Annotated in this window: 22 protein-coding genes; 12 read left to right on the top strand and 10 right to left on the bottom strand. The window is 70.8% G+C overall.

Annotated elements, in window-relative coordinates; translation table 11 throughout:
- Nucleotides 1-34 precede the first annotated feature (34 nt).
- The 10 genes from HNQ07_RS09270 to HNQ07_RS09225 form a co-directional block, all read right to left on the bottom strand.
- Nucleotides 35-496 carry an arsenate reductase ArsC gene (locus HNQ07_RS09270; RefSeq protein WP_184111015.1) on the bottom strand — a complete coding sequence of 154 codons (462 nt, stop codon included), beginning with the start codon at nt 494-496 and terminating at the stop codon, nt 35-37.
- 301 nt (nt 497-797) lie between these two features.
- Complete coding sequence (locus tag HNQ07_RS09265; RefSeq protein ID WP_184111013.1) at nt 798-1,766, bottom strand: serine hydrolase domain-containing protein; 969 nt, start codon at nt 1,764-1,766, stop codon at nt 798-800.
- Nucleotides 1,767-1,808: 42 nt separating this feature from the next.
- Complete coding sequence (locus tag HNQ07_RS09260) at nt 1,809-2,714, bottom strand: carbon-nitrogen hydrolase family protein (RefSeq protein WP_184111011.1); 906 nt, start codon at nt 2,712-2,714, stop codon at nt 1,809-1,811.
- A gap of 3 nt (nt 2,715-2,717) precedes the next feature.
- Nucleotides 2,718-3,986: a histidinol dehydrogenase gene (hisD, locus tag HNQ07_RS09255; RefSeq protein WP_184111009.1), complete on the bottom strand. Its 1,269-nt coding sequence runs from the start codon at nt 3,984-3,986 to the stop codon at nt 2,718-2,720.
- Nucleotides 3,987-4,005: 19 nt separating this feature from the next.
- Nucleotides 4,006-5,028, bottom strand: coding sequence for an ester cyclase (locus HNQ07_RS09250; RefSeq protein ID WP_229831936.1), 1,023 nt, complete (start codon nt 5,026-5,028; stop codon nt 4,006-4,008).
- Nucleotides 4,991-6,103: a nuclear transport factor 2 family protein gene (locus HNQ07_RS09245; protein ID WP_184111005.1), complete on the bottom strand. Its 1,113-nt coding sequence runs from the start codon at nt 6,101-6,103 to the stop codon at nt 4,991-4,993. Before HNQ07_RS09245 ends, HNQ07_RS09250 begins: the two co-directional genes overlap by 38 nt.
- On the bottom strand, nt 6,103-7,182 hold the full coding sequence (locus HNQ07_RS09240) for a nuclear transport factor 2 family protein (RefSeq protein WP_184111003.1): 1,080 nt from the start codon (nt 7,180-7,182) through the stop codon (nt 6,103-6,105). Before HNQ07_RS09240 ends, HNQ07_RS09245 begins: the two co-directional genes overlap by 1 nt.
- A 76-nt stretch (nt 7,183-7,258) precedes the next feature.
- A complete protein-coding gene (locus HNQ07_RS09235) occupies nt 7,259-8,104 on the bottom strand; it encodes a carbohydrate ABC transporter permease (protein ID WP_229831937.1) in 846 nt (281 codons plus the stop codon).
- A gap of 11 nt (nt 8,105-8,115) precedes the next feature.
- Nucleotides 8,116-9,069: a carbohydrate ABC transporter permease gene (locus HNQ07_RS09230; RefSeq protein ID WP_184111001.1), complete on the bottom strand. Its 954-nt coding sequence runs from the start codon at nt 9,067-9,069 to the stop codon at nt 8,116-8,118.
- Nucleotides 9,070-9,150: 81 nt separating this feature from the next.
- Nucleotides 9,151-10,515, bottom strand: coding sequence for an ABC transporter substrate-binding protein (locus HNQ07_RS09225; protein WP_184110999.1), 1,365 nt, complete (start codon nt 10,513-10,515; stop codon nt 9,151-9,153).
- A gap of 373 nt (nt 10,516-10,888) precedes the next feature.
- Here HNQ07_RS09225 and HNQ07_RS09220 point away from each other — a divergent pair, with 373 nt between their 5' ends.
- From HNQ07_RS09220 to HNQ07_RS09165, 12 genes are read left to right on the top strand one after another with little or no spacing between them, the layout of a single operon-like run.
- Complete coding sequence (locus HNQ07_RS09220; protein ID WP_184110997.1) at nt 10,889-11,509, top strand: cupin domain-containing protein; 621 nt, start codon at nt 10,889-10,891, stop codon at nt 11,507-11,509.
- Between the two features lie 4 nt (nt 11,510-11,513).
- Nucleotides 11,514-12,167, top strand: a complete 654-nt coding sequence (locus HNQ07_RS09215) for an alpha/beta fold hydrolase (RefSeq protein ID WP_184110995.1) — start codon at nt 11,514-11,516, stop codon at nt 12,165-12,167.
- A complete protein-coding gene (locus tag HNQ07_RS09210) occupies nt 12,160-12,954 on the top strand; it encodes an HpcH/HpaI aldolase family protein (protein ID WP_221274901.1) in 795 nt (264 codons plus the stop codon). The genes HNQ07_RS09215 and HNQ07_RS09210 overlap by 8 nt, the downstream gene beginning before the upstream one ends.
- Before the next feature lie 37 nt (nt 12,955-12,991).
- Nucleotides 12,992-14,287 (top strand): histidinol dehydrogenase, encoded by a 1,296-nt coding sequence (hisD, locus tag HNQ07_RS09205; RefSeq protein WP_184110993.1) that lies wholly within the window; start codon nt 12,992-12,994, stop codon nt 14,285-14,287.
- Nucleotides 14,288-14,318: 31 nt separating this feature from the next.
- Entirely contained in the window at nt 14,319-15,347 is a 1,029-nt protein-coding gene (locus tag HNQ07_RS09200) for a LacI family DNA-binding transcriptional regulator (RefSeq protein WP_184110991.1), read from the top strand.
- Nucleotides 15,344-16,099 (top strand): SDR family NAD(P)-dependent oxidoreductase, encoded by a 756-nt coding sequence (locus tag HNQ07_RS09195; protein ID WP_184110989.1) that lies wholly within the window; start codon nt 15,344-15,346, stop codon nt 16,097-16,099. Before HNQ07_RS09200 ends, HNQ07_RS09195 begins: the two co-directional genes overlap by 4 nt.
- A gap of 51 nt (nt 16,100-16,150) precedes the next feature.
- Nucleotides 16,151-17,005 carry an STAS domain-containing protein gene (locus HNQ07_RS09190; protein ID WP_184110986.1) on the top strand — a complete coding sequence of 285 codons (855 nt, stop codon included), beginning with the start codon at nt 16,151-16,153 and terminating at the stop codon, nt 17,003-17,005.
- A gap of 4 nt (nt 17,006-17,009) precedes the next feature.
- Entirely contained in the window at nt 17,010-17,405 is a 396-nt protein-coding gene (locus HNQ07_RS09185) for an STAS domain-containing protein (protein WP_184110984.1), read from the top strand.
- Complete coding sequence (locus HNQ07_RS09180) at nt 17,380-17,787, top strand: ATP-binding protein (protein WP_229831938.1); 408 nt, start codon at nt 17,380-17,382, stop codon at nt 17,785-17,787. The genes HNQ07_RS09185 and HNQ07_RS09180 overlap by 26 nt, the downstream gene beginning before the upstream one ends.
- Before the next feature lie 31 nt (nt 17,788-17,818).
- Nucleotides 17,819-18,811, top strand: coding sequence for an ATP-binding SpoIIE family protein phosphatase (locus HNQ07_RS09175; protein ID WP_184110982.1), 993 nt, complete (start codon nt 17,819-17,821; stop codon nt 18,809-18,811).
- Nucleotides 18,808-20,583: an ATP-binding protein gene (locus HNQ07_RS09170; RefSeq protein WP_184110980.1), complete on the top strand. Its 1,776-nt coding sequence runs from the start codon at nt 18,808-18,810 to the stop codon at nt 20,581-20,583. Before HNQ07_RS09175 ends, HNQ07_RS09170 begins: the two co-directional genes overlap by 4 nt.
- Nucleotides 20,580-21,755, top strand: coding sequence for a sensor histidine kinase (locus tag HNQ07_RS09165; protein ID WP_229831939.1), 1,176 nt, complete (start codon nt 20,580-20,582; stop codon nt 21,753-21,755). The genes HNQ07_RS09170 and HNQ07_RS09165 overlap by 4 nt, the downstream gene beginning before the upstream one ends.
- Nucleotides 21,756-21,760 lie beyond the last annotated feature (5 nt).

Genomic DNA, 21,760 nt, shown 5'->3' with positions numbered 1-21,760 from the left:
GACCACCGCCCCGCCAACAGATCGGCGGGGCGGTTTACGTCACGGTCACCGCGGGGCTGTCGTCGTAACTGGGGGGCACCGACCGTCCGGCCTTCAGCGCCTCCACGAAGGCCGTGAACTGGCGCTGGAGCTGGTCCCGCACTGCCCGCCAGCGGTCGAGGCTGCCGCCGCTGGGGTCCACGGCGGGGTAGTGAAGGCGAGTCGTGCGCGCCGGGTATGCGGGGCACGCCTCGGCCGCGCTGTCGCACACCGTGACGACGTAATCGAAGGCCCAGGGATCGGGAACGGCGTCCAGCGTCTTGCTGGTGTGGGCATCCAGACTCAGGCCGAGTTCGGCCATCACGGCGGTCGCGTCCGGCTTGACCCGCGTGGCCTCGGTGCCGGCCGAGTGGACGTCCAGATCGAGTCCGGCCCGGCGCGCCGCGTCTCGGGTGAGTGCCTCGGCCATCTGGCTGCGGGCGGAGTTGTGCGTGCACAGGATCAAGACGCGGACCATGCCGCGATCCTAACAGGCCGGTCTGCTTCGGTGGACCACGGCGGGATCGGGCGTCAGCAGCTCACGGAGCAGGTCGCCGCCGACCGGGTCGAGCCGCTCACGCTCCAGCCGGCCGGAGCTGTTCCTGTCGCGCTGCTCACCAGGCCAACGGCCTTCAGGGCGGCCGTGCTGCTTCGACACCCTATGAACTGCGGCAGCGGCAGGACCAAATAAGGGACCGGCGCCGGGATGCACCGGGTCTGGTCGATGGGCGCGGGGCCGGCCAGTCAGCGCTTCAGGCGAGCACTCGGGACAACCCGGCTCAGCGCTTGAAGGCCTCCAGCACGTGCGCGATCAGGTGGCGGTGGTTTGGATGGGCCGTGACTCGGCCCGTCATCACCACGACGAGTTCCAGGGCTGGGAACACGGCCACGTACTGGCCGCCGTACCCGGTGGCGTACCACGCCTCGGCGCCGTGCTCGCGCGCCGACCACCACAGCCACCCGTAGCCGGGCAGGCACTCCATCCACCGCGCGCCCTCAACGTGAGGCCGCGTGGCGCCGTCGATCCACGCGCGGGGAATGAGCTGGGTGCCGGCCCAGACGCCGCGGTTTGCCATGAGCAACCCCACGCGCAGCAGGTCGCGCGGCGGCAGGAGCAGGCCGCCGTAGGCCAGCGGGCGCCCCTGGGCGTCCCTCGGCCACACCGGGGCCGCGATGCCCAGCGGCGTAAACAGCGTGTCCTGAGCGAAGGCGGCCAGATCGCGCCCGGTCGCGTGCGTCAGCGCGGCGCCGAGAACGTGAACGCCCCCGTTGGAGTAGTGGAAGGCCTGCCCCGGCGCGCAGACCAGCGGCTGCGCCAGGGTGAAGCGGACCGGGTCGTCGCTGGCCATGAAGGCCTCGTCGTAGGCGGGGTCCCCCAGTTCGGAGGGCACGCCGCCGGTCATGGTCAACAGGTGACGGAGGGTGACGTCGTGCCAGCGCGCGTCCTCCGCCGCGCCCAGCTCGGGCGGCAGGAGGGACAAGACGGGCTGGTCGAGGTGGCGGAAGTGGCCCCGGTCCAGCGCCGCGCCCACCAGCAGCGACACGGCGCTCTTGGTGACCGACTGGACGTCCTGCGCGGCACCCGGCGTGATGCCGAAGTACCGCTCCGTCACTACCCGGCCGTGCCGGGCCACCAGCACGCTCGTGACATCCGGCCACGCCGTGGCGACGTGATCGTTCAGGGCGTCCAGACGCCGGGCGTCAGCGTTCACGGCCTCGGGCGGAGCAGCAAGGTGTTCGTGGGCCATGCCAGTCATCCTGCCGCACGGGGTGCTCCTGGGCCCACGGGACTAACTCTGGGAAGGATCGCCGGACCGGCCGCCGTCCTTCGGCCCGGAATCCCCGTCGCCCGGCGCCCAGCGGCCCGGATCGATCTGTCCGCCGTACAGCGGCAGCGCCAGCGGCGGATCGCCCGGCACGAACTGCGACCACGGCCGGGTCAGACCGACGGTGCCGTAGCGGCGCACCCGCGACACATGGTCAAGGTCGACGACGTCGGTCAGCACCGTGGCGCCGTCCGCGCTGTGCACCCGCACCAGACCCTCGGGATCGACGATCACGCTCTGGCCGGTGCCGACTGGCCCGGCAGCATTGATGCTCACCACGAACACCTGGTTCACGATGGCGTTCGCGCGGGCCAGCACCACCTCCTGCGGGCGGTCGCAGGTCGTCGTCTTGACGACGTTGAACACGACCTCCGCGCCCATCCACGCCAGGTGCCGGGTGACCTCCGGGAACCACGCGTCGTAGCAGACGTTCAGCCCCGCCCGGCCCACCCCCGGCAGGTCGAAGACCACGAAACGGTCGCCGGCATCGAAGGGTTCATAGGGCCGCCATGGGAACACCTTGCGGTACGACGCGGCGAGCTGACCCTCCGGCGACAGGACGACCGCCGTGTCGAAGACCTCGTTCCCTTCGCCCAGCTCGCAGACCGTTCCGGGAATCAGCCACACGCCCAGGTCGCCCGCCAGCTCGGCCAGCGCGCGAACGCGGGGGCCGGACAGCGGCTCGGCCAGCGCGCGGTACTCCCCGGCGGTGGCCGCGTCTCCGTGCAGGTGCAGTTCGGGATAGACGATCAGCTGCGACTGGGGAAAACTCCGCGCCACGCGCTGCACGTCCTCCGCGAAACGGGCCTCCGGCTGCGGGCCGGTGAGGGGCATTGCCTGCACGGCCGCGAGGGGCAGCGCGCGGGACATGGCCTACCGCACCCGCAGGCGCATGGAGTCGGCGTGCCCGACCATGCCCTCGGTGTCGGCCATGGTGATGAATGGGGGCGCGACCGTGTGGTTCGCCGCGTCGCTGACGCGCTGCCACGTCACGGTCTTGATGAATTTGCCGACCCACAGGCCGCCGGTGTAGCGCGCCGCGCGGCCCGTGGGCAGCACGTGGTTCGTGCCGATGCCCTTGTCGCCGTACGCGACGGTGGCGTTGCGTCCCAGGAACAGCGAGCCGTAGTTCTTCAGCCGCGCCAGGTACCACTCGGGGTCGCGCGTCTGCACTTCCAGGTGCTCGGACGCCACCTGATCGGAGACGCGCACCATCTCCTCGTCGTCCTCGACCAGCAGGATCTCGCCGTAGTCGCGCCACGACGCCCCGGCCGCGTCGGCGGTGGGCAGCGCCGCGAGCTGGCAGTCGATCTCGCGCGTGACGGCCTCGGCCAGCGCGCGTGAGGTGGTGATCAGCACCGACTGCGAGTTCGTGCCGTGTTCCGCCTGGGCCAGCAGGTCCGCCGCCACGAACTCCGGGTCGGCCGAGTCGTCGGCCAGGATGCAGATCTCGGTGGGGCCGGCCAGCAGGTCGATGCCCACCACGCCGAAGAGCTGACGCTTGGCCTCGGCCACGTAGGCGTTGCCGGCACCGACGATCATGTCCACGGCCGCCAGGGGCGGCGCGCCGTCCAGCCCGAAGGCCATGGCCGCCAGCGCCTGCGCGCCGCCGATGGCGTAGATCTCGTCCGCGCCGCTGTGCACCATGCCGTACAGCTGCAGGGCGTTCACCCGGCCGGTGCCGCGCTGGATGGGCGCACACGCCACGATGCGCTCCACGCCCGCCACCTTCGGCACGCCGATGGTCATGACCGCCGACGCCAGAATGGGGTAACGCCCGCCCGGAATGTACGAGCCCACCGCCTGCACCGGAATCTGCTTCTGGCCGATGGTGACGCCGGGCAGCGTCTCCTCCTCGAAGTCGATCAGGGTGCGGCGCTGCGCCTCGGCAAAGTGCTTGACCTGCGCGATGCTGAAGTCGATGGCCCGCGTCACCGACTCGTCGAGCGTGCCGAGCTGCGTGCGGATGTCGGCCTCCGAGAGCCGGAACTCGGCCGGAGCAAAGCCGTCGAACCTCTCGCTGTAGCGCCGCACGGCGTCCACGCCCTCTCGCTCGACGTCCCGGATGATCTGCGAGACCGTGTCCTGGATTTCCTGGGTGACGGCGGCGGGTTGCGGCGGGGCTTTCTTGAAGTATTCCATGTGAACTCCTGTGGTGGGTTCAGGGCGTGGAGGGAACGCACAGCTGCCGGAGCAGCGCGAGTTCGTTCCAGACCATGTCCTCGCGCCGGATGCGCCCGGCCACGACGTCGTAGTGGCTGATGCCGGCGATGCGTACGCGCCGGCCGGTGGGGGGGCCGTAGAGGCCAGCCCCCGTGTGGGTGCCCAGGAACGTCCAGCGCGCGGCGACGAGGACACCGCGGCCGTGCTCGGCGCTGGAGACATGCTCGACGTGCATGGCGCCGTCGGGGAAGGCGGCGAGCCACTCCAGCACGTAGCGGGCCAGCCCCTCCGGGCCGGTCAGCCGGCGGTAACCCGGCACCCGGACGGTGGCGTCCGGCGCGTAGCACGCGTGGGCGAGGTCGAGCCGGCGGGCGTTCCACACCACGGCGGCGATCCAGCCCGGCAGCGCGTCGGGCAGCCGGGGTGCGCTGTCCGTGGGATTGGGCGGGGCGTCCTGCCCAGTGCCCCGCACGACCTCGCCCACGCCAGCATCGAGCGGCCGCGTGCCGGCCTCGGCATCGGCCTGCACGTGGGCGCGGGCCACTGCCCACTCATCCAGGCCGAGCTGCCGCACGACGGCGAGTTCGTTGTGCACACTCCATTCCTCGACGACCCGCCCCCCCTGCACGCGGCGCTGGGTAATGCTGCGCCAGTGCACCCGCCGGCCGGTCGGCGCCCCGTACAGCGCGTGCCCGAGGTGGTGCCCGCTGACCGTGAGCCGGTGCGACGTGTGCAGGCCCTCCGCGTCGCTGCCGGCGATCACCTCGTCACTGTGTAGCCGCACGTCAGGAAAGGTGGCGAGCGTCCGCAGGGTGCGCGCCACGAGCGCTTCACGGCCGTACAGCTCGGCGTCCGGCAGATGCACAGGCGTGTTGTGCGCGTAGTGGCCGGAGATCAGGCCGATGGCCTTGTCCTCCCAGACGCGGCGCACCAGCCGCACGAGGTCGCCGGCGTCCTCGACCCGCTGTGGAACGGACGTCCGGTCAGAGTCCGGCGTCGCTGGGCGTCGGTTCGACGTCACCGCGGCCTCCCGGCTGACCGTAGAGCTGCTTGAGCAGGGCGAATTCATCGAACAGCGTCCACTCCTGCATGACCTTGCCGGCCTTGATGATGTGGTGGCTGATCACGATCAGGAAGACCCTGCGTCCGGTGGGCGCTCCGTACGGTCCGTAGCCCTCGTGCGTCCCCTGGAGCGTGCAGCGCGTGGCGACCCGGAAGCCGCGGTCAGCGTCGCCCAACACGCTCTGATGATCCACGGTGATGGCAAGGTCTGGGAAGGACGCCATGAGCGTGATCACGAAATTCTCGTAGTCGCCGTAGCCGAACAGCTTGCGGGAATCCGGCACGAAGGCCACATGGTTCGGCACGTAATGCTCGCGGACCATATTGACCAGCCGCGCGTTCCACATGTTCAACAGGATGGCCCGGATGAAACCCTGCGGATCGTCCTGCCCGTCCGGCACGGTCAGGAATTCCGGGTACTGCTGGCCGGTGGGCAGGCGGTCGATCTCGCCGTGGGTGTGCGGCGTCGCCGGCAGCACCGCCCGCTTCGCCAGCGCCACCGGGTCGTACCCCATCTGGCGGACGACCGCAATCCCGTCGTGCGTCAGCCACTCCTCCACGATGCGGTTCTGCACGATAAAACAGTCCGCGATGCCCCAGTACGCGATCTTGCGGCCGGTCGGCGGGCCGAACTCGGTGTAGCCGCTCTGGGTGGCGGTGTTGGAGTGGCGGTGCGAGGTATAGAAGCCCTGCTGGTCGTCGCCGCTCCAGATCACGTCGTCGGCATACGCGCGCAGGTCGCCCCACATGGCGATGTTCTGGGCGGTGTTCCGCACGACCGTCTCGCGCCCGTAGATGATGCCGCTGGAGGTGTGCACGATCGCATTGTGCGAGTAGTGGGTGTAGATCAGGCCGATGGCCTTTTCCTCCCAGATCTTGTGGGTGCACCGCACGATGTAATCGACGATGTCGGTGTAGTCCTCGTCAAAGCCGGCCAGGGGCTGACGGCGGCCCGTGTTGGCGGCCAGCACGAAATCCGAGTAGTCCGGCCGGTCGGCAAAGTCGAAGACGGGGAGGGTGGGCTTGTCGGCCATCACAGCGCCTGCTGCGCGTGCAGCTGCTTGAGGAGGGCGAACTCGTCGAAGACTGTCCATTCCTGCACGACCCTGCCGGCCTTGATGATGTGATGGCTGATCACAATCAGGTAGATGCGGCGTCCAGTGGGCGCGCCGTACGGCCCGTACCCCTCGTGCGTGCCCTGGAAGGTGCAGCGGGAGGCAACGCGATAGCCCCGCGCGTCGCTGCCCTGCACACACTGGTGGTCGATGGTGATCGCCAGGTCGGGGAAGCACGCGAGCATGGTGATCACGAAGTTCTCGTAGTCGCCGTAGCCGACGAGTTTGCGGGAATCCGGCACGAAGGCCACATGGTTCGGCACGTAATGCTCGCGCACCATGTTCACGAGCCGGGCGTTCCACATGTTCAACAGGATGGCCCGGATGAAACCCTGCGGATCGTCCTGCCCGTCCGGCACGGCCAGGAATTCCGGGTATTGCTGACCGGTGGGCAGGCGGTCGATCTCGCCGTGGGTGTGCGGCGTCGCCGGCAGCACGGCGCGCTTCGCCAACGCCACCGGGTCATAGCCCATCTGACGCAGCTCGGTCAGCGTGTCGGAGGCCAGCCATTCTTCCACGATACGGTTCTGTACCACGAAGCAGTCCGCGATGCCCCAGCGGTGCACCTTCCGGCCGCTGGGCGGGCCGTATTCGCTGTGGCCGGTGTTCACGCCGACGCTGCTGACGCGGTGCGAAGAATAGAAGCCGTCACGCTCGTTCCCGCTCCAGATCACGTCGTCGGCGTAGGCACGGCGCTCGGCGTACACCGCGATGCGCTGCAGGGTGTTGACGACCATCGCCTCGCGCCCGTACATGATGCCGCTGGAGTAATGCACCAGGACGTTGTGGGCGTAGTGGGTGTAGATCAGACCGACGGCCTTTTCCTCCCAGATCTTGTGGGTGCAGCGCACGATGTAATCGACGATGTCGGTGTAGTCCTCGTCAAAGCCCGCCAGCGGTTGACGGCGCCCGGTGTTGGCGGCCAGCACGAAGTCCGAGTAGTCCGGCCGGTCGGCAAAGTCGAAGACGGGGAGGGGGGCGGTCTGCGGGTCGTCCATGGCGTTCCTTTCTGATGGGGGCGTGGCCCCGGCTCGACGTTTTCTGGCTTCTCGGGTGGCGGTGGTCACACGTCGCTCACTTCACGGCCCCCACAGTGATGCCCTCGACGAAGTACTTGCGGATGAACAGGGACATGATCAGGATCGGCACCATCACCAGCATGCCCGCCGCCGCCACCTGTTCCCACATCGGGCCGCGCGGCCCGGAGATGGTCTGGATGGCCACCGGCAGGGTCAGCGAGTTCGAGCGCGTCAGGATCAGCGCGAAGAAGAACTCGTTCCACGCCGAGATGAACGCGAACACGGCCGCCACCAGCAGGCCCGGCATCACCAGCGGCAGCGTCACGTGCCGGAGGGTCTGGAGCTCGTTGCAGCCGTCGATGAAGGACGCCTCCTCGATCTCGACCGGCAGCGCGTCGAAAAAGCCGCGCAGCATCCAGATCGCGTAGGGCAGGGTGAACGACAGGTACACGATGATCAGCGCCCACGGCGTGTCGATCAGGTTCAGCGTGCGGAACAGCGTGAAGAAGGGAATGGCGACCACGACCGCCGGCACGAACTGCGTGATCAGGATCAGCAGGAACAGCGTGTCGCGGCCCCGGAAGCGGTGACGGGCCAGCACGTACGACGCCGCCGCGGCCAGCGGAATGGTGATCGCCACGGTCAGGAACGACACGAGCGCGCTGACCCACACGTGCGAGCCGAGCAGGATCGGATCGGCGAAGATGGCCCGGAAGTTGCTCAGGATCGGCGTGAACAGCAGCCGCGTGGAATACACGTCGATCTGGTTCTTGAAGGCCGCCAGGATCATCCACACCAGCGGGAACGCCACGAAGAAGATCACGGCCAGCGTGGCGATCACCTCACCGGTCTGGGCCAGGCGGCGGCGGAGAACCACGCCGGGTTCGGGCGGTCGGCGCATGGAGCCCTGCATCAGTCCCCCCTCATCAGCGTGCGGACATAGAACGTGGCGATCACGGCCATGATGGCCACCAGCAGGTACGACACCGCCGAGGCGTAGCCCAGGTCGAGGTTGCGGAACGCGACCTGATACACGAAGTAGTACAGCGTCTGGGTCGAGTCGCCGGGGCCGCCGCCGGTCATGATCGCCACCTGGTCGAACATCTTGAACGCGGAGATGATCTTGAGCAGCGCCACGATGTAGATCACCGGCGCGAGCAGCGGCAGCGTGATGCGCCGGAAGATCTGGAAGCTGGTGGCGCCGTCCATCTTGGCCGCCTCGGTCGTCTCGGCGGGAATGGCGCCCAGCGCCCCGATGAACATCAGCGCGAACAGCGGCGCCCAGCCCCAGATCTCCGACATGGCGATGGACACGAGCGCGCTGAATTCGTGCCCCAGCCACACGTAGCCCTTGAGGGGCGGGAAGACCTCGCCGATCATCTTGGCGTACACGCCGTACTCGGGATTCAGCATGAAGCGCCACGAGTAGCCCTTGAGGATCGGCGCGACCGCGAAGGGAAAGATCAGCAGCGTGCGGGCGAAGACATTCAGCGGCGTCGGCTTGGCCAGGATCAGGGCGATGGCCAGGCCTGTGAGCAGCGTCAGCGTGACCGAGATCAGGGTGTACAGGCCGCTCACGCCCAGGCTGTTCAGGAACCCGGCGTCGGTAAACGCGCGCGTGTAGTTCGACACGCCCACGTAGGGGCCGGGCGTGGGCGAGTTGATCAGCCGCCAGTCGCGGAACGACGTGATGAACGACGTCACCAGCGGGTAGATCACGGTGGCGAGGATCACCAGCAGGGCCGGCCCGAGCATCAGCCAGCGCAGGCCGCTGCTCTGGGGTCGCCAGGGCCGGTGGGCGGCGGCCGGGGCCGCGCGGGGCACGGGCTCGGCCACGAGTTCAGGCGTCGTGCGGGGAACTTCCATGGATCCTCACCTCAGCCGGGCCACCTGTGAACGGTGGCCCGGCATGCCCTGCAACAGGAAGCGGCGGGGGCCAGCGCCCGATTACTTGTAGTAGCCGGCCCGCTTCTGGATGGCGTCCACGTCCTTGGCCATGCGGTCAAGGGTGGCCTTCACGTCGGCGCCGGTGGCCATCTGGTTGATTCCGACCTCCAGCACGCTCTGGATCTCGGCCCAGGTCTTGACCTGCGGCAGGGTGCGGGCGGTGGTCAGGGCCTGCGCGCCCACCTTGGGAATGCCGCCGTTGGCCGCGTTGACCCGGGCGTCGTTCATGCCCGAGAAGGTGACGATGGTGTTGTCGGCCTCGGCGGGAATGCTGCGGTTGGCGGCGACCTTCTTCTGCACCTCGGTGCTGGTCACGTACTTGATGAACTCCCACGACGCGTCGGGGTTCTTGGAGTTCTTGAAGATGCCCAGCGGCCAGATCAGCGCGTAGTTCTGGGTCTTGCCGCCGGCCCAGCCGGGCGCGGGCGCGAAGCCGACGTTGTTCAGCACGGCGGGAGCGACCCCTTTGGGATCGGAGAAGCGCGCCCAGTACCACCACCAGCCGACCCACATGGCCGCGCGGCCCTGCAGCAGTTCGGACGACGACTCGGGTTCCGCGAAGGTCGTGGCGGCCGGGTTCGTGACCTTGTCCTTGCGCAGGATGTCGATGTAGAACTGCGTGGCCTGCACACCCTTGGCGCTGTTGAAGACCGGCTTGCCGTCCTTGTCGAGGATGTCGCCGCCGTTGCCCCACAGCATGCTGACCCAGTTGAACAGGTTCTGCCCGGCGCTCACGCCGTACATGGTGGACAGACCGGTCATGCCGGGCTTCTTCTGCTGGATGGTGGCGGCGGTCTTGACGACGTCCTGCCACGTGGTGGGCACCTTCAGGCCCAGATCCTTGAACACGTCCTTGCGGTAGAACAGCACCAGCGGGTGCCCGCGGAAGGGCAGGCCCACGATGTTGCCCGAGGCGTCGGTGGAGGCCTCGATGTACGCGTTCGGGTAATCCTTCATGTTGATCTTGTCGGCGGCGATGCGGCTCTGCAGCGGCAGCATCTGCGACTTGAAGGCCTCGCCCCACGCGTCCACCCACGCGACCACGTCGTAGGTGTTGCCGGTGGTGGCCTCGACCAGGATCTTCTGCTGGAGGGCCTCGTAGGGCGTGTTCTCCCACTTCACGGTGATGCCCGTGAGCTTCTGGAACTCGCTGCCCTCGCCCGTCAGCTTGATCATCTGGGCGAACTGTCCGGCCGTGGCGCAGCAGATCAGGAACTTGAGCTGCGTGCCGTTGTACGGCTTGCCGGCTTTCAGGCCGTAGGTGGCGGCGGTCTGGGCGGTGCCGGACGCGGTCAACGCCAGCGCGCCCAGCAGGCTCACGGTCACTCCGAGGCGCCGGTAAACTCCGTTCTCTGCCTTGATCATGTGGGTTCCTCCTGACAGCGGGATCGTGCAACGGTCATGGGTGTGCGGGTGGGGCGGGCGGCGGGGGCGTCACCGGGGCGCCGTGACGCGGGCGAGGCGGGGTAGGCGAAGCGGCGGCCGTCCGGAGCCGATCTCGGCCCCCGGCAGCACCCGGCTTGCATACGTATTCATACCTTAGGTGTGAATTGTGGCATTTGTCAAGTCGTGCTCGCGCCCCGTCAGATCGCTACTCCGGGTCATCTAATTTGATTTTGGCCTTGACTCGCCCGGCCGAGTGGGGTACGGTTTGCATACGTATTCACATCGATTCGCCCCGCCGTGCGGGCTCCACCGCGTCTGCCCACCGCGCCCCCTGCCGCTTTCCGGAGGAACCATGACCGCCCAGCCCACGCCCCCCGCCGATCACCCGCAGGAAGACCTCGGCGTCATGACCGGCAACGTCGTCCGCTTCCGCGACCTGACCTCCCGGCCGATCCCGCTGATGTTCATCGACTCGATCCTGCCCGGCCACCAGCGCCACAACTACGCGGTGATCGGGGACACGGCCGCCGAGAACGATGCCTACGCGCCCTTCATCACGTCGCCGCACGGCTTCCAGATCGGCATGGTGCGGGCCCGCCAGGGCAACGGCCCGGCGTACCACACGCACGATTACATCGAGTCGTTCCTGCCGCTCCGGGGCCGCTGGCGCTTCTACTGGGGCCAGGGGCCTGACCAGATCGACGGCGAGACCATCCTGGAGGAGTTCGACTACATCACGCTGCCCGCCCAGCTGTGGCGCGGCTTCGAGTGCATCGACGAGGGCGAGAGCTGGATCTTCGCGGTGCTGGAAAAGCACCAGGTCTTCGAGGGCAAGGACCCGTACTGGGCGCCGGACGTGATCCGCCGGGCGCGCGAGTACGGCTTCGAGGCCAGCGAGAACGGCAAGATGGTCAAGCCGGACAACTTCGCGGAGCTCGAACAGCAGATGCTCCGGCAGTTCGGGGACGACTGAGGCCGTGACCACCCTGCTGCTGCCCGGCACGCTGTGCGACGCCTCGCTGTGGGCGGGCGTGGCGCTGCCCCCGCGCAGCCACGCGCTCCCGGTGGTGCGGGGCGACACGCTCGCGGACGCGGCCGGACGGGCGGTTGCTGCCATGGACGGCCCGCTGCACGTGGTGGGGTTCTCGCTGGGCGCGCTGGTGGCCTTCGAGATCCTGCGCCGCTCCCCGCAGCGGGTCGCGCGCGTCACGCTGATCAGCGCCAATCCGCACACGCCGACCCCGGCGCAGCTGGATGCGTGGGCCGGGCAGCAGCGGGCAACCGAGGCCGGGGAGTTCGAGCAGGTCGCCCGGCAGCTGTCCGGGGGGGCCGGTGCCCACGCGCCCACGGTGCTCGACATGGCCCGCCGGGTGGGCGCGGCCACCTTTCTGGAGCAGCTCGCGCTGCTGCGCTCGCGGCCGGACAGCCGGGCCGTCCTGGCCGCGTACGGTGGCCCGCTGACGCTGCTGGTGGGCGCGGACGACACGGTCACGCCGCCCGCGCTGACCGTGGAGATGGCGGCGCTGACCCCGCACGCCGACGTCCGGGTGATTCCGGGAGCCGGGCATTACCTGCCGCTGGACGCCCCGCGGGCCGTGTCGGACGCCCTGCGCGCGGAGACGTATGCGTGACGTGCTGGAGAGCCTGTACGCCCGCCTGAGCCGCAGCGAGATGGTGCTGAACGGCTGGCTGCACCTGCCGGGCGGCGTGAGCGCCGAGGTGATGGGCCGCGCCGGCTACGACGCCCTCACCATCGACCTGCAACACGGCCTGATCGGAGACGGTGGCCTGGTGCCCACGCTCCAGGCCATCGCCGGCACGCCCGCCGCGCCGGTGGTCCGGGTGCCAGGCCTGCACGCGCCGGATCTGATGCGCGCGCTGGACGCCGGGGCGGTGGGCGTGATCTGCCCGATGATCGACACGCCCGAGCAGGCGGCGGCGCTGGTGCAGGCGTGCCGCTACGCCCCGCACGGCACGCGCTCTTTTGGCCCCACCCGGGCGCGGCTGGTGCACGGCGACGACTACGCTGCGCGGGCCGACACTCAGACGCTGGTCTTCGCCATGATCGAGACCGCCCGCGCGCTGACGAACCTGGACGCGATCCTCGCCACGCCGGGTCTCAGCGGCGTGTACGTCGGCCCCGGGGACCTCAGCCTCAGCATGACGGGCCGCGCCACGCTCGACTTCCGCGGCGGCGAGGTGGAAGTCGCCGTGGCGCACATCGCCCGGTCGGCGGCGGAGCGCGGGTTGATTCCCGGCATCTTCACGCAGGGCGGCGACCTGGCCCGCGCGGCCATGGCGCTGGGCTACCGCTTCGTGACCGCCGGCTCCGACCTCGCGCTGCTCGCCGGCGCCGCGCGCGGCGTGCTGGACGACCTGCGCGCCGCCTCGCCCGCCCCCTCGACGGCCCTGTACTGACTCCGTTTCCCGCCCGCGACCCGCAAGGAGGCGCCCGATGGCCCGCATTCTGAAATCCGGTGTGAACGCCCAGACCCAGCTCAGCATCAACGAGACCGTGCAGACCACGGTGCGCGGCCTCATCGCGGACATCCGGGAGCGCGGGGACGACGCCCTGCGCGCGCACTCGCAGGCCTTCGACGGCTGGAATCCGCCGCAGTTCCGCCTGAGCGCCGAGCAGATCGCGCACGCCGTGGCCCAGGTGCCCGAGGAACAGCTCGACTCCATCCGCTTCGCGCTGGAGCAGGTGCGCACCTTTGCGCGGGCGCAGCGGGCGTCCATCCACGAGGTGGAGATCGAGACCATTCCCGGCGTCACGCTGGGCCACAAGGTGCTGCCCATGAACTCGGTGGCGTGCTACGTGCCGGGCGGGCGCTACCCCATGATCGCGTCGGCCATCATGAGCGTGGCGACCGCCAAGGTCGCGGGCGTGCCCCGGGTGGTGGCCGTGACGCCACCCAAGGACGGGGAGCCGTACCCGGCCACCGTCGCCACCATGCACCTCGCGGGGGCCGACGAGATCTACATCATGGGCGGCGTGCAGGCGCTGGCCGCGCTCGCGCTGGGCACCCAGAGCGTCGCAGCGGTGGACATGCTGGTCGGCCCCGGCAACGCCTACGTCGCGGAGGCCAAGCGTCAGCTCTTCGGCCAGGTCGGCATCGACCTGCTGGCCGGCCCCACCGAGACCCTGGTGATCGCCGACGACTCGGTGGACGCCGAGATGGTCGCGACCGACCTGCTGGGCCAGGCCGAGCACGGCACGAACTCGCCCGCGGTGCTGCTCACCACCTCCGAGACGCTGGCCCGCGCGGTCGAGACCGAGATCACCCGTCAGCTGGGCGTGCTGTCCACGGCCGCGGTGGCCGGGCAGGCGTGGCGCGACTACGGACAGATCATCGTGGCCGACGACGAGGGCGAGATGATCCGCATTGCCGACGACATCGCGTCCGAGCACGTGCAGGTGCTGACCCGCGACCCGGACGTGTTCCTGAACGGCATGACCAACTACGGCTCGCTGTTCCTGGGGCCGGAGACCAACGTGGCGTACGGCGACAAGGCCATCGGCACGAACCACATCCTGCCCACCGGCCGCGCCGCGCGCTACACCGGGGGCCTGTGGGTGGGCAAGTTCCTGAAGACCGTGACGTACCAGCGCGCCACCCGCGAGGCCTCGGTGGTGGTGGGCCGGCACTGCTCGGTGATCTGCGGTATCGAGGGCTTCGCGGGCCACCAGCGGCAGGCGGACCTGCGCGTCGAGCGCTACGGCGAGGCGGTCACGGTGGGCGCCGACTGACGGAGCGGCCGTTTATGCTGGGGGCACGTCCATGACCCGCCCGACCACGAGTTCACCGCCCCCCACCCAGCGGGTCACGTCCCTCGACGTGTCGCGCGCGGCGGGCGTGTCGCAGTCGGCGGTGTCGCGGGCCTTCACGCCGGGCGCGTCCATCAGCCCCGAGACGCGGAGACGGGTGCTGGAGACCGCCGAGAGATTGGGCTACCAGCCCAACGCGATCGCCCGCTCGCTGGTCACGCAGCGCAGCGGCATCGTGGCGCTGATCGTGGGCGAACTGCACAACCCCTTCTATCCGCAGGCGCTGTCGCTGTTCGCCAAGGCGCTCGAGGCGCGCGGCAAGCGGGCGCTGCTGCTCACGCACGACGCCCGGCGCGACGTGCAGGAGACGCTGGACGCTGCACGGTCATACCAGATCGAGGCGGCCATCGTCTTCCCTACCCGCCTGAACGCCCGTCCGCCCAGCCTGGGCGACGTGCAGGAGGGCGGCATTCCGGTGCTGCTGTTCAACCGGCACCTGCCGGGGCACCAGCTCCTCTCGGTCGCGTGCGACAACTACAGCGGCGGTCGGCTGGCGGCGCAGGTGCTGTTGGACGCCGGTGCGCGCCGCCTGGCCTTCATCGGCGGCGACCCCGACACCTCCACGCACCAGGACCGCCTGCGCGGCTTCACGGACCGCCTCGCACAGGCGGGCGTGCGGCCGGTTGCCACCCCCGCCCGCGCCTTCCAGTACGACTGGGGCGTGCAGGCCACCCTTCACCTCGACGCCGCCGGCGAGCGGCCCGACGGTTTTTTCGGCGCGAACGACATCGTGACGATCGGCGTGCTCGACGCCCTGCGCACGCTGGGCCGGCGCGTGCCGGACGAGGTCAGTGTGATCGGATTCGACAACATCGACGAGTCGGCCCGCCTCGCGTACCGGCTGACCACCATCGGCCAGCCGCTCGAGGCGATGGTCGAGGACGCCCTGCGCGCCCTGGACGACCCGCAGCCGGGCAATGGTCCCCGACTGCACGCCCCCGAACTGATCTGGCGCGACACCGTCGCCGGGAACCGCTCGTGAGCGGGACCGACCCCCTCGCGGGCCGCGTCGCCCTGGTCACCGGCGGGGCCGGCGGGATCGGCAGCGCAATCTGCGAGACGCTCGCAGGTGCGGGCGCGGCCGTCATCGTGTGCTACGCCGGCAGCGAGGAGCGCGCCGCCGCCCTGGCCGCCGAGTTGCCGGGCCACGGCCACCGCGCCCTGCGCGTGGCGGTCGACGACTCCGCCGTGCTGGCCGCCGCCGCTGCCAGCATCCACGCCACCGAGGGCCGGCTCGACGTGCTGGTGAACAACGCCGGGGTCACCACGCCGGTGCCGCACGCGGATCTGGACGGCCTGAGCGACGAGTGGATCGACACCATCCTGCGCGTGAACGTGCGCGGCCCCTTCGCGAGCGTGCGCGCCCTCGCGCCGCTGCTGCGCGCCGGCGGGGACGGTCTGGTCGTGAACATCTCGTCGGTGGCGGCCGTCACGGGCCTGGGTTCGAACGTGGCCTACTGCGCGTCCAAGGCGGCCCTGGACTCCATGACCCGCTCGCTGGCGCGCGCCCTGGCGCCGGACATCCGGGTGCTCAGCGTGTCGCCCGGGTGGGTGGACGGCGAGTACGCGGCGCGTATGCCGCCGGACCTGATCGCCGCGCAGGCGGACCGCACGCCGCTGGGCCGCATCGCCCGGCCGCAGGAGGTCGGCCGCGCCGTGCTGGCCGCGGCGACGCACCTGACCTTCACGACCGGCACGGTCATTCCGGTGGACGGCGGCCGGCCGCTGGGGTGACCGTGCGGCCGCTCCCTGATTCTCCAGATCACGTGAGTATAGTGTCCGCTGATGACCGCCACCACAGACCGCATCGCCCGCCTCCTGTCAGAGGATGACTCCTTCCTCGACTACTGGGTGCTGGAGCAGCTCAACGCGGTCACCATGCGCCGCGACCTCATCAGCGAGGTCGAACTGCGGCGGGAGTCCGGGACCTTCCTGACGCTGTTCCGCCAGGGCGTGCGAACCGGGGGGGACATCGGCAGCGCGGCGTGGGGAGACGTCAGGGCGTTCCTGGAGCAGCTGGCGCGCTCCCGCGCGGGCCAGGGCTTCACGCCGTCGGAGGTGGCGACCTTCGTGTTTTCCCTCAAGCAGCCGCTGTTCGGGCGTCTGCGCCAGGAGCTGACCGCGCAGCCCGAGGTACTCGCGGACGCCGTGTGGGACGTCACGGTGCTGATTGACCAGCTGGGGCTGTACACGCTGGACGTGTACCAGAAGTCGCGCGAGCAGATCATCGAGCGCCAGCGGCAGGAGATGCTGGAACTGTCCACCCCGGTCGTGAAACTGTGGGACGGCGTGGTGGCGCTGCCGCTGATCGGCACGCTGGACAGCCAGCGCACCCAGATCGTGATGGAGACGCTGCTGCAGCGCATCGTGGACACCGGGTCCACCATCGCCATCATCGACATCACGGGCGTGCCCACGGTGGACACCCTGGTGGCCCAGCACCTGCTCCAGACCGTCGCGGCCGCCAAGCTGATGGGTGCGGACTGCATCATCAGCGGCATCCGGCCGCAGATCGCGCAGACCATCGTGCATCTGGGCATCGACCTGTCCGGCGTGTCCACCCGCGCCAGCCTGGCCGACGCGCTGCAACTGGCGCTCGGCCGGGGCGGCTTCCAGATCGTGTCCGGCGCGGACGCGTAGCGCCGTGGACCGCGTTCCCATCCTGAACCTGGGCTCGTGCCTGCTGGTCAGCGTCCAGGTGGACCTGCACGACCGCCTGGCGCTGGCGCTGCAGGAAGACCTGGCGAGCGAGATCGTCCGGCACCACGCGCGCGGCGTCCTGATCGACATCTCGAGCCTGGACATGGTGGACTCCTTCATCGGGCGGGTGCTGGGGAACATCGCGGCCGTCAGCCGGGTGCTGGCCGCCGAGACGGTGATCGTGGGCATGCGGCCTGCCGTCGCCATCACTCTGGTCGAACTGGGCGTGCGCTGGGAGGGCGTGCGCACCGCGATCTCCGTCGAGCGCGGCATGGCCCTGCTCCAGGGTCAGGGGACGCCCGGAGGGAAGGCACGTGACGTCGTCCGTCGTGACCGGTGAGACCCTGGCGGTCCGCATGGAGGACGACGTCGTGCGCGTGCGGCAGGTGACGCGCCGGCGGGCCGAGGAGCTGGGTTTCCGGCTGGTGGACCAGACGAAGATCGTGACCGCCGCGTCGGAACTCGCGCGCAACACCCTGGTGCACGGCGGCGGCGGGCACGTGCACCTGAGCGTGGTGCAGGCCGCCCGCCCTGGCCTCAAGCTGGTGTTCGAGGACCACGGGCCGGGCATCCCGGACGTGCCGCGCGCCCTGCAGGACGGCTTCACCACCGGCAACGGCCTGGGCCTGGGCCTCAGCGGCTCGCGGCGCCTGATGGACGAGTTCAGTATCGACACCCAGCCCGGCGCGTACACGCGCATCACGGTCGTGAAGTGGCTGTGACCGGCGCGCGGCACGTCTGGGCAGGAGCGCCATGCCGCTGAGCGTGCGGGTGCCCGTGACCGACGCGAGCGGCGTGGGCGAGGCGCGGCGGGTGGCGGCCGACATCGCCGGCCGGCTGGGGTTCGCGGAGGCGCGGCGTTCGGACGTGGCCATCGTGGCCACCGAACTCGCCACCAACGTGCTCAAGCACGCGCCCGAGGGCGAGCTGGTGGTGTCGCCGGCCGCGTTCGGCCGCCTGGACCTGCTCGCGCTGGACCGCGGGCCGGGCATCGCACGCATCGGGGAGGTGCTGCGCGACGGCTACTCGACGGCCGGCACGCCCGGCACCGGGCTGGGCGCGGTGATCCGGCTGGCGAACGCCTTCGACGTGTACTCGGCCGAGCGCAGGGGCAGCGTGGTGTACGCACAGCTGGCCGAGCGCCGCGACGTGCCGCCGCCCGGCGCCTTCGACATCGGAGCGGTGCAGCTCCCGCACCCGGACGAGGTGCAGAGCGGGGACGACTGGGCCGCGCTGCCCGGCGAGACCCAGCTGCGGCTGCTGGTGATCGACGGCCTGGGGCACGGGCCGGGCGCGCACGCCGCGGCGCAGGCGGGCGTGGACGCCTTCACCGGCGCGCCGCACCTGACGCCGCCGGACGTGCTGCAGCGCCTGCACGGCGCGCTGCGGTCCACCCGGGGCGCCGTGGCCGCCGTGGCCGAACTCGATCTGGACGCCCGCGAACTGCGCTACGCCGGGGCCGGCAACATCGCGGGCGCGGTGCTGGACGCCGAGCACCGCCGCGGCCTGCTGTCGCACAGCGGCACGCTCGGGCAGGCGGTGCGCCGCGCCATGCCCGTCACGCTGCCGTGGTCGGCAGACGCGGCGCTGGTGGTGCACAGCGACGGCCTGAGCAGCAGCTGGAACCTGGACGTGTGGCCCGGCCTGCGGCGCCGGCGCGCGGCGGTCATCGCCGGCGTCCTGACGCGCGAGTACCGCCGCGCACACGACGACGTGACGGTCGTGGTGGTCAAGGAGACCGCGTGACCGTCGCGCTGCTGTCGGTGCGGCTCCACACGGACCAGGACGTGGTGGTGGCGCGGCGCTGGACGCGCATGATTGCCGGCCATCTGGGCGTGCCGGGGCAGGACCAGACCCGGCTGGCCACCGCCGTGTCCGAGCTGTCGCGCAACGCCGTCCAGTACGCAGGCGGCGGGCAGGTGGACGTCCAGGTGCAGCCGGCCCAGCGCCTCCTGCTGATCACCGTGAGCGACCACGGGCCGGGGATCGCGGCGCTGGACGACATCCTTGCGGGACGCCACGTCTCCAGCACCGGCATGGGCCTCGGCCTCGCGGGCGCCCGCCGGATGTCCGACACCTTCGACGTGGATTCACGGCCCGGCCACACCGTGATCCGGCTGGGCAAGCGGCTGCCGGCGGCGACCCCGGTCACGCCGCCGGACCTCGACCGCGTGATCCGCGCGGTGGCCGCCGCGCAGCCGGTCTCTCCCCTGCAGGAACTGCGGGTGCAGAACCGGGAACTGCTGGACGCGCTGGCCGCCCTCGGGCACCGCGAGGAGCAGCTCGCGGCGCTCAATCAGGAGCTGGAGAACACCAACCGCGGCGTGGTCGCGCTGTACGGCGAGCTGGAGGAGCAGGCCGCGCAGCTGCGCGAGGCGAACCGCGTGCAGGCGATGTTCCTGTCGTACATGAGCCACGAGTTCCGCACGCCGCTGAGTTCGATCCTGGGCCTCACGCGGCTGCTGGTGGAGCGGCAGGACGGCGACCTGAGCTCCGAGCAGGAGCGGCAGGTGCAGCTCGTGCAGCGCTCGGCCGGCGAACTGCTGACGATGGTGGACGACCTGCTGGACCAGGCGCGGCTGCGGGCGGGCCGGTCCGAGCCGCACCTCGACGATTTCGAGGTCGCGGGCATGTTCGCCGGGCTGCGCGCGCTGTTCCAGCCGCTGGTGTCGGCGCCGCAGGTGCGGCTGGTGTTCGGGCCGGTCGCCGGGCTGCCCACCCTGCACGGGGACGAGGCGCGGACCACGCGCATCCTGCGCAACTTCATCTCCAACGCCCTGAAGTTCACGGCGGCCGGCGAGGTGAACGTGTGGGCCATCGTGGACGGCCGCAGCGAGTGGATCACGCTGGGCGTGACGGACACGGGAACGGGCATCACCGCCGGCGACCAGGCGCGGCTCTTTCAGGACTTCTCGCAGGTGGGTCCGCCCGGCGCGGGGCGCGGCAGCGGCAGCGGCCTGGGCCTGTCGCTGGCCCGGCAGTTCGCCGAGCAGCTCGGCGGGCACGTGCAGGTGAGCAGCGCGGTGGGCGAGGGCTCGTGCTTCACGGTGACCCTGCCGGTCCACGTGCGCCGGCCCGGTGCCCCCGCCGGCCCTGGCCCGGACGCGGCGGCCCCACTGGCCGGACCCCGCGTTCTGCTGGTGGACGACACGCCCGGCGACCGTGAGCGGCTGCGGGCGCTGCTGGCCCCGTGGCGCGCTCAGACCGTCGAGGCGGCGTCCGGGGCCGAGGGTCTCACGCTGGTGGCGGAGGCGGCGCCCGCGCTGGTGCTGCTTGACCTCAGCATGCCGGGCATGGACGGCCTCGCGTTCCTGGACGCGCTGCGCGCTCAGCCCCGCGGCGGCTCCGTTCCGGTTCTGGTCGTGACGGCCCAGGTCATCACGCCGGACCTGGGCGCCCGCCTGAAGGCGCTGGACGCCGCGGTGCTGTCCAAGGCGCAGGTGTTCGCCGGCAACCCCGACGCGCTGACGCGGGCCGTGAGCGCGCGGCTCGGGACCCCCACGTCGGAGGCGCCGTGAGCGCGGACCTCCCCCGCATCCTGGTGGTGGACGACAGCGACGCCGGCCGCTACGTCACGGGCCGCACGCTGCGTCTGGGCGGACACGAGGTGCTGGAGGCGAGCGACGGGGCCGGCGCCCTGGCGGCCCTGCACCACGGCCCGGAGCTGGTGGTGCTGGACATCAATCTGCCGGACGTGGACGGCTTCACGCTGTGCCGCACCATCCGCGCCGACCCGGACGTGCAGCACGTGGCGATCCTGATGGTCTCGGCGTCGTACCTCAGCGCGCCGGACATGGCCCGCGGACTGGACGCCGGCGCGGACGCGTACCTTGTGCACCCCGTCGATCCGCAGGTGCTGCTCGCCAGCGTGCGCGCGCTGCTGCGGATGCGGGCAGCCGAGGCGACCGTCCGGACCCTCAACGCGACCCTGGAGCAGCGCATCGAGACGCGGACGCGCCAGCTCGTCGAGCAGCAGACCGAGCTGACCCGCAGCAACGAGGCGCTGCGGCTGGCCAACGAGGAACTCGAGGCCTTCACGTACTCCGCGTCGCACGACCTGCGCACCCCGGTGCGGCACATCACGGGCTTCGCCGACCTGGCCCTGCGGGAACTGAGCCGCACCCCGAACGCGAAGGTGGAGCGGCAGGTGGCCATCATCCGGGACGCGGCCGAGCGCATGAACGCGCTGATCGACGCCATGCTGCTGCTGTCCCGCACGTCCCGGCAGGAACTGCGGGCCGTGACGGTCGATCTGGCCGCACTGGTGCGCCAGGCGCAGCGCGACGCGGACCTGGAGTTCCCCGGCCGGCCGGTCGCGTGGGAGGTCGCGCCGCTCCCGCACGTGACGGGCGACGTCGCCACGCTCCAGCAGGTGATGACGAACCTGATCAGCAACGCCGTGAAGTTCTCGAAGAACCGCGAGCACGCGAGTGTCCGCATCTGGGCGGAGACGCGGCCCGACGAGTGGGCCGTGTTCGTGCGCGACAACGGCGAGGGCTTCGATGCCGCGTACACCGGCAAGCTGTTCGGGGTCTTCCAGCGCCTGCACCGCTACGAGGCCTTCGAGGGCACCGGCGTGGGGCTGGCGACCGTGCGGCGGATCGTGGCCCGCCACGGCGGCCAGGTATTTGCCGAGTCGCACGGCGGGCAGGGCGCGACCTTCGGCTTCACGCTGCCCCGGCCGCGCTGAGCCCG

The sequence above is a fragment of the Deinococcus metalli genome (genome assembly GCF_014201805.1).
Taxonomy (GTDB): domain Bacteria; phylum Deinococcota; class Deinococci; order Deinococcales; family Deinococcaceae; genus Deinococcus; species Deinococcus metalli.
The sequence above is the reverse complement of the archived record's forward strand: the minus strand, read 5'-3'. Positions and strand labels throughout refer to the sequence as shown.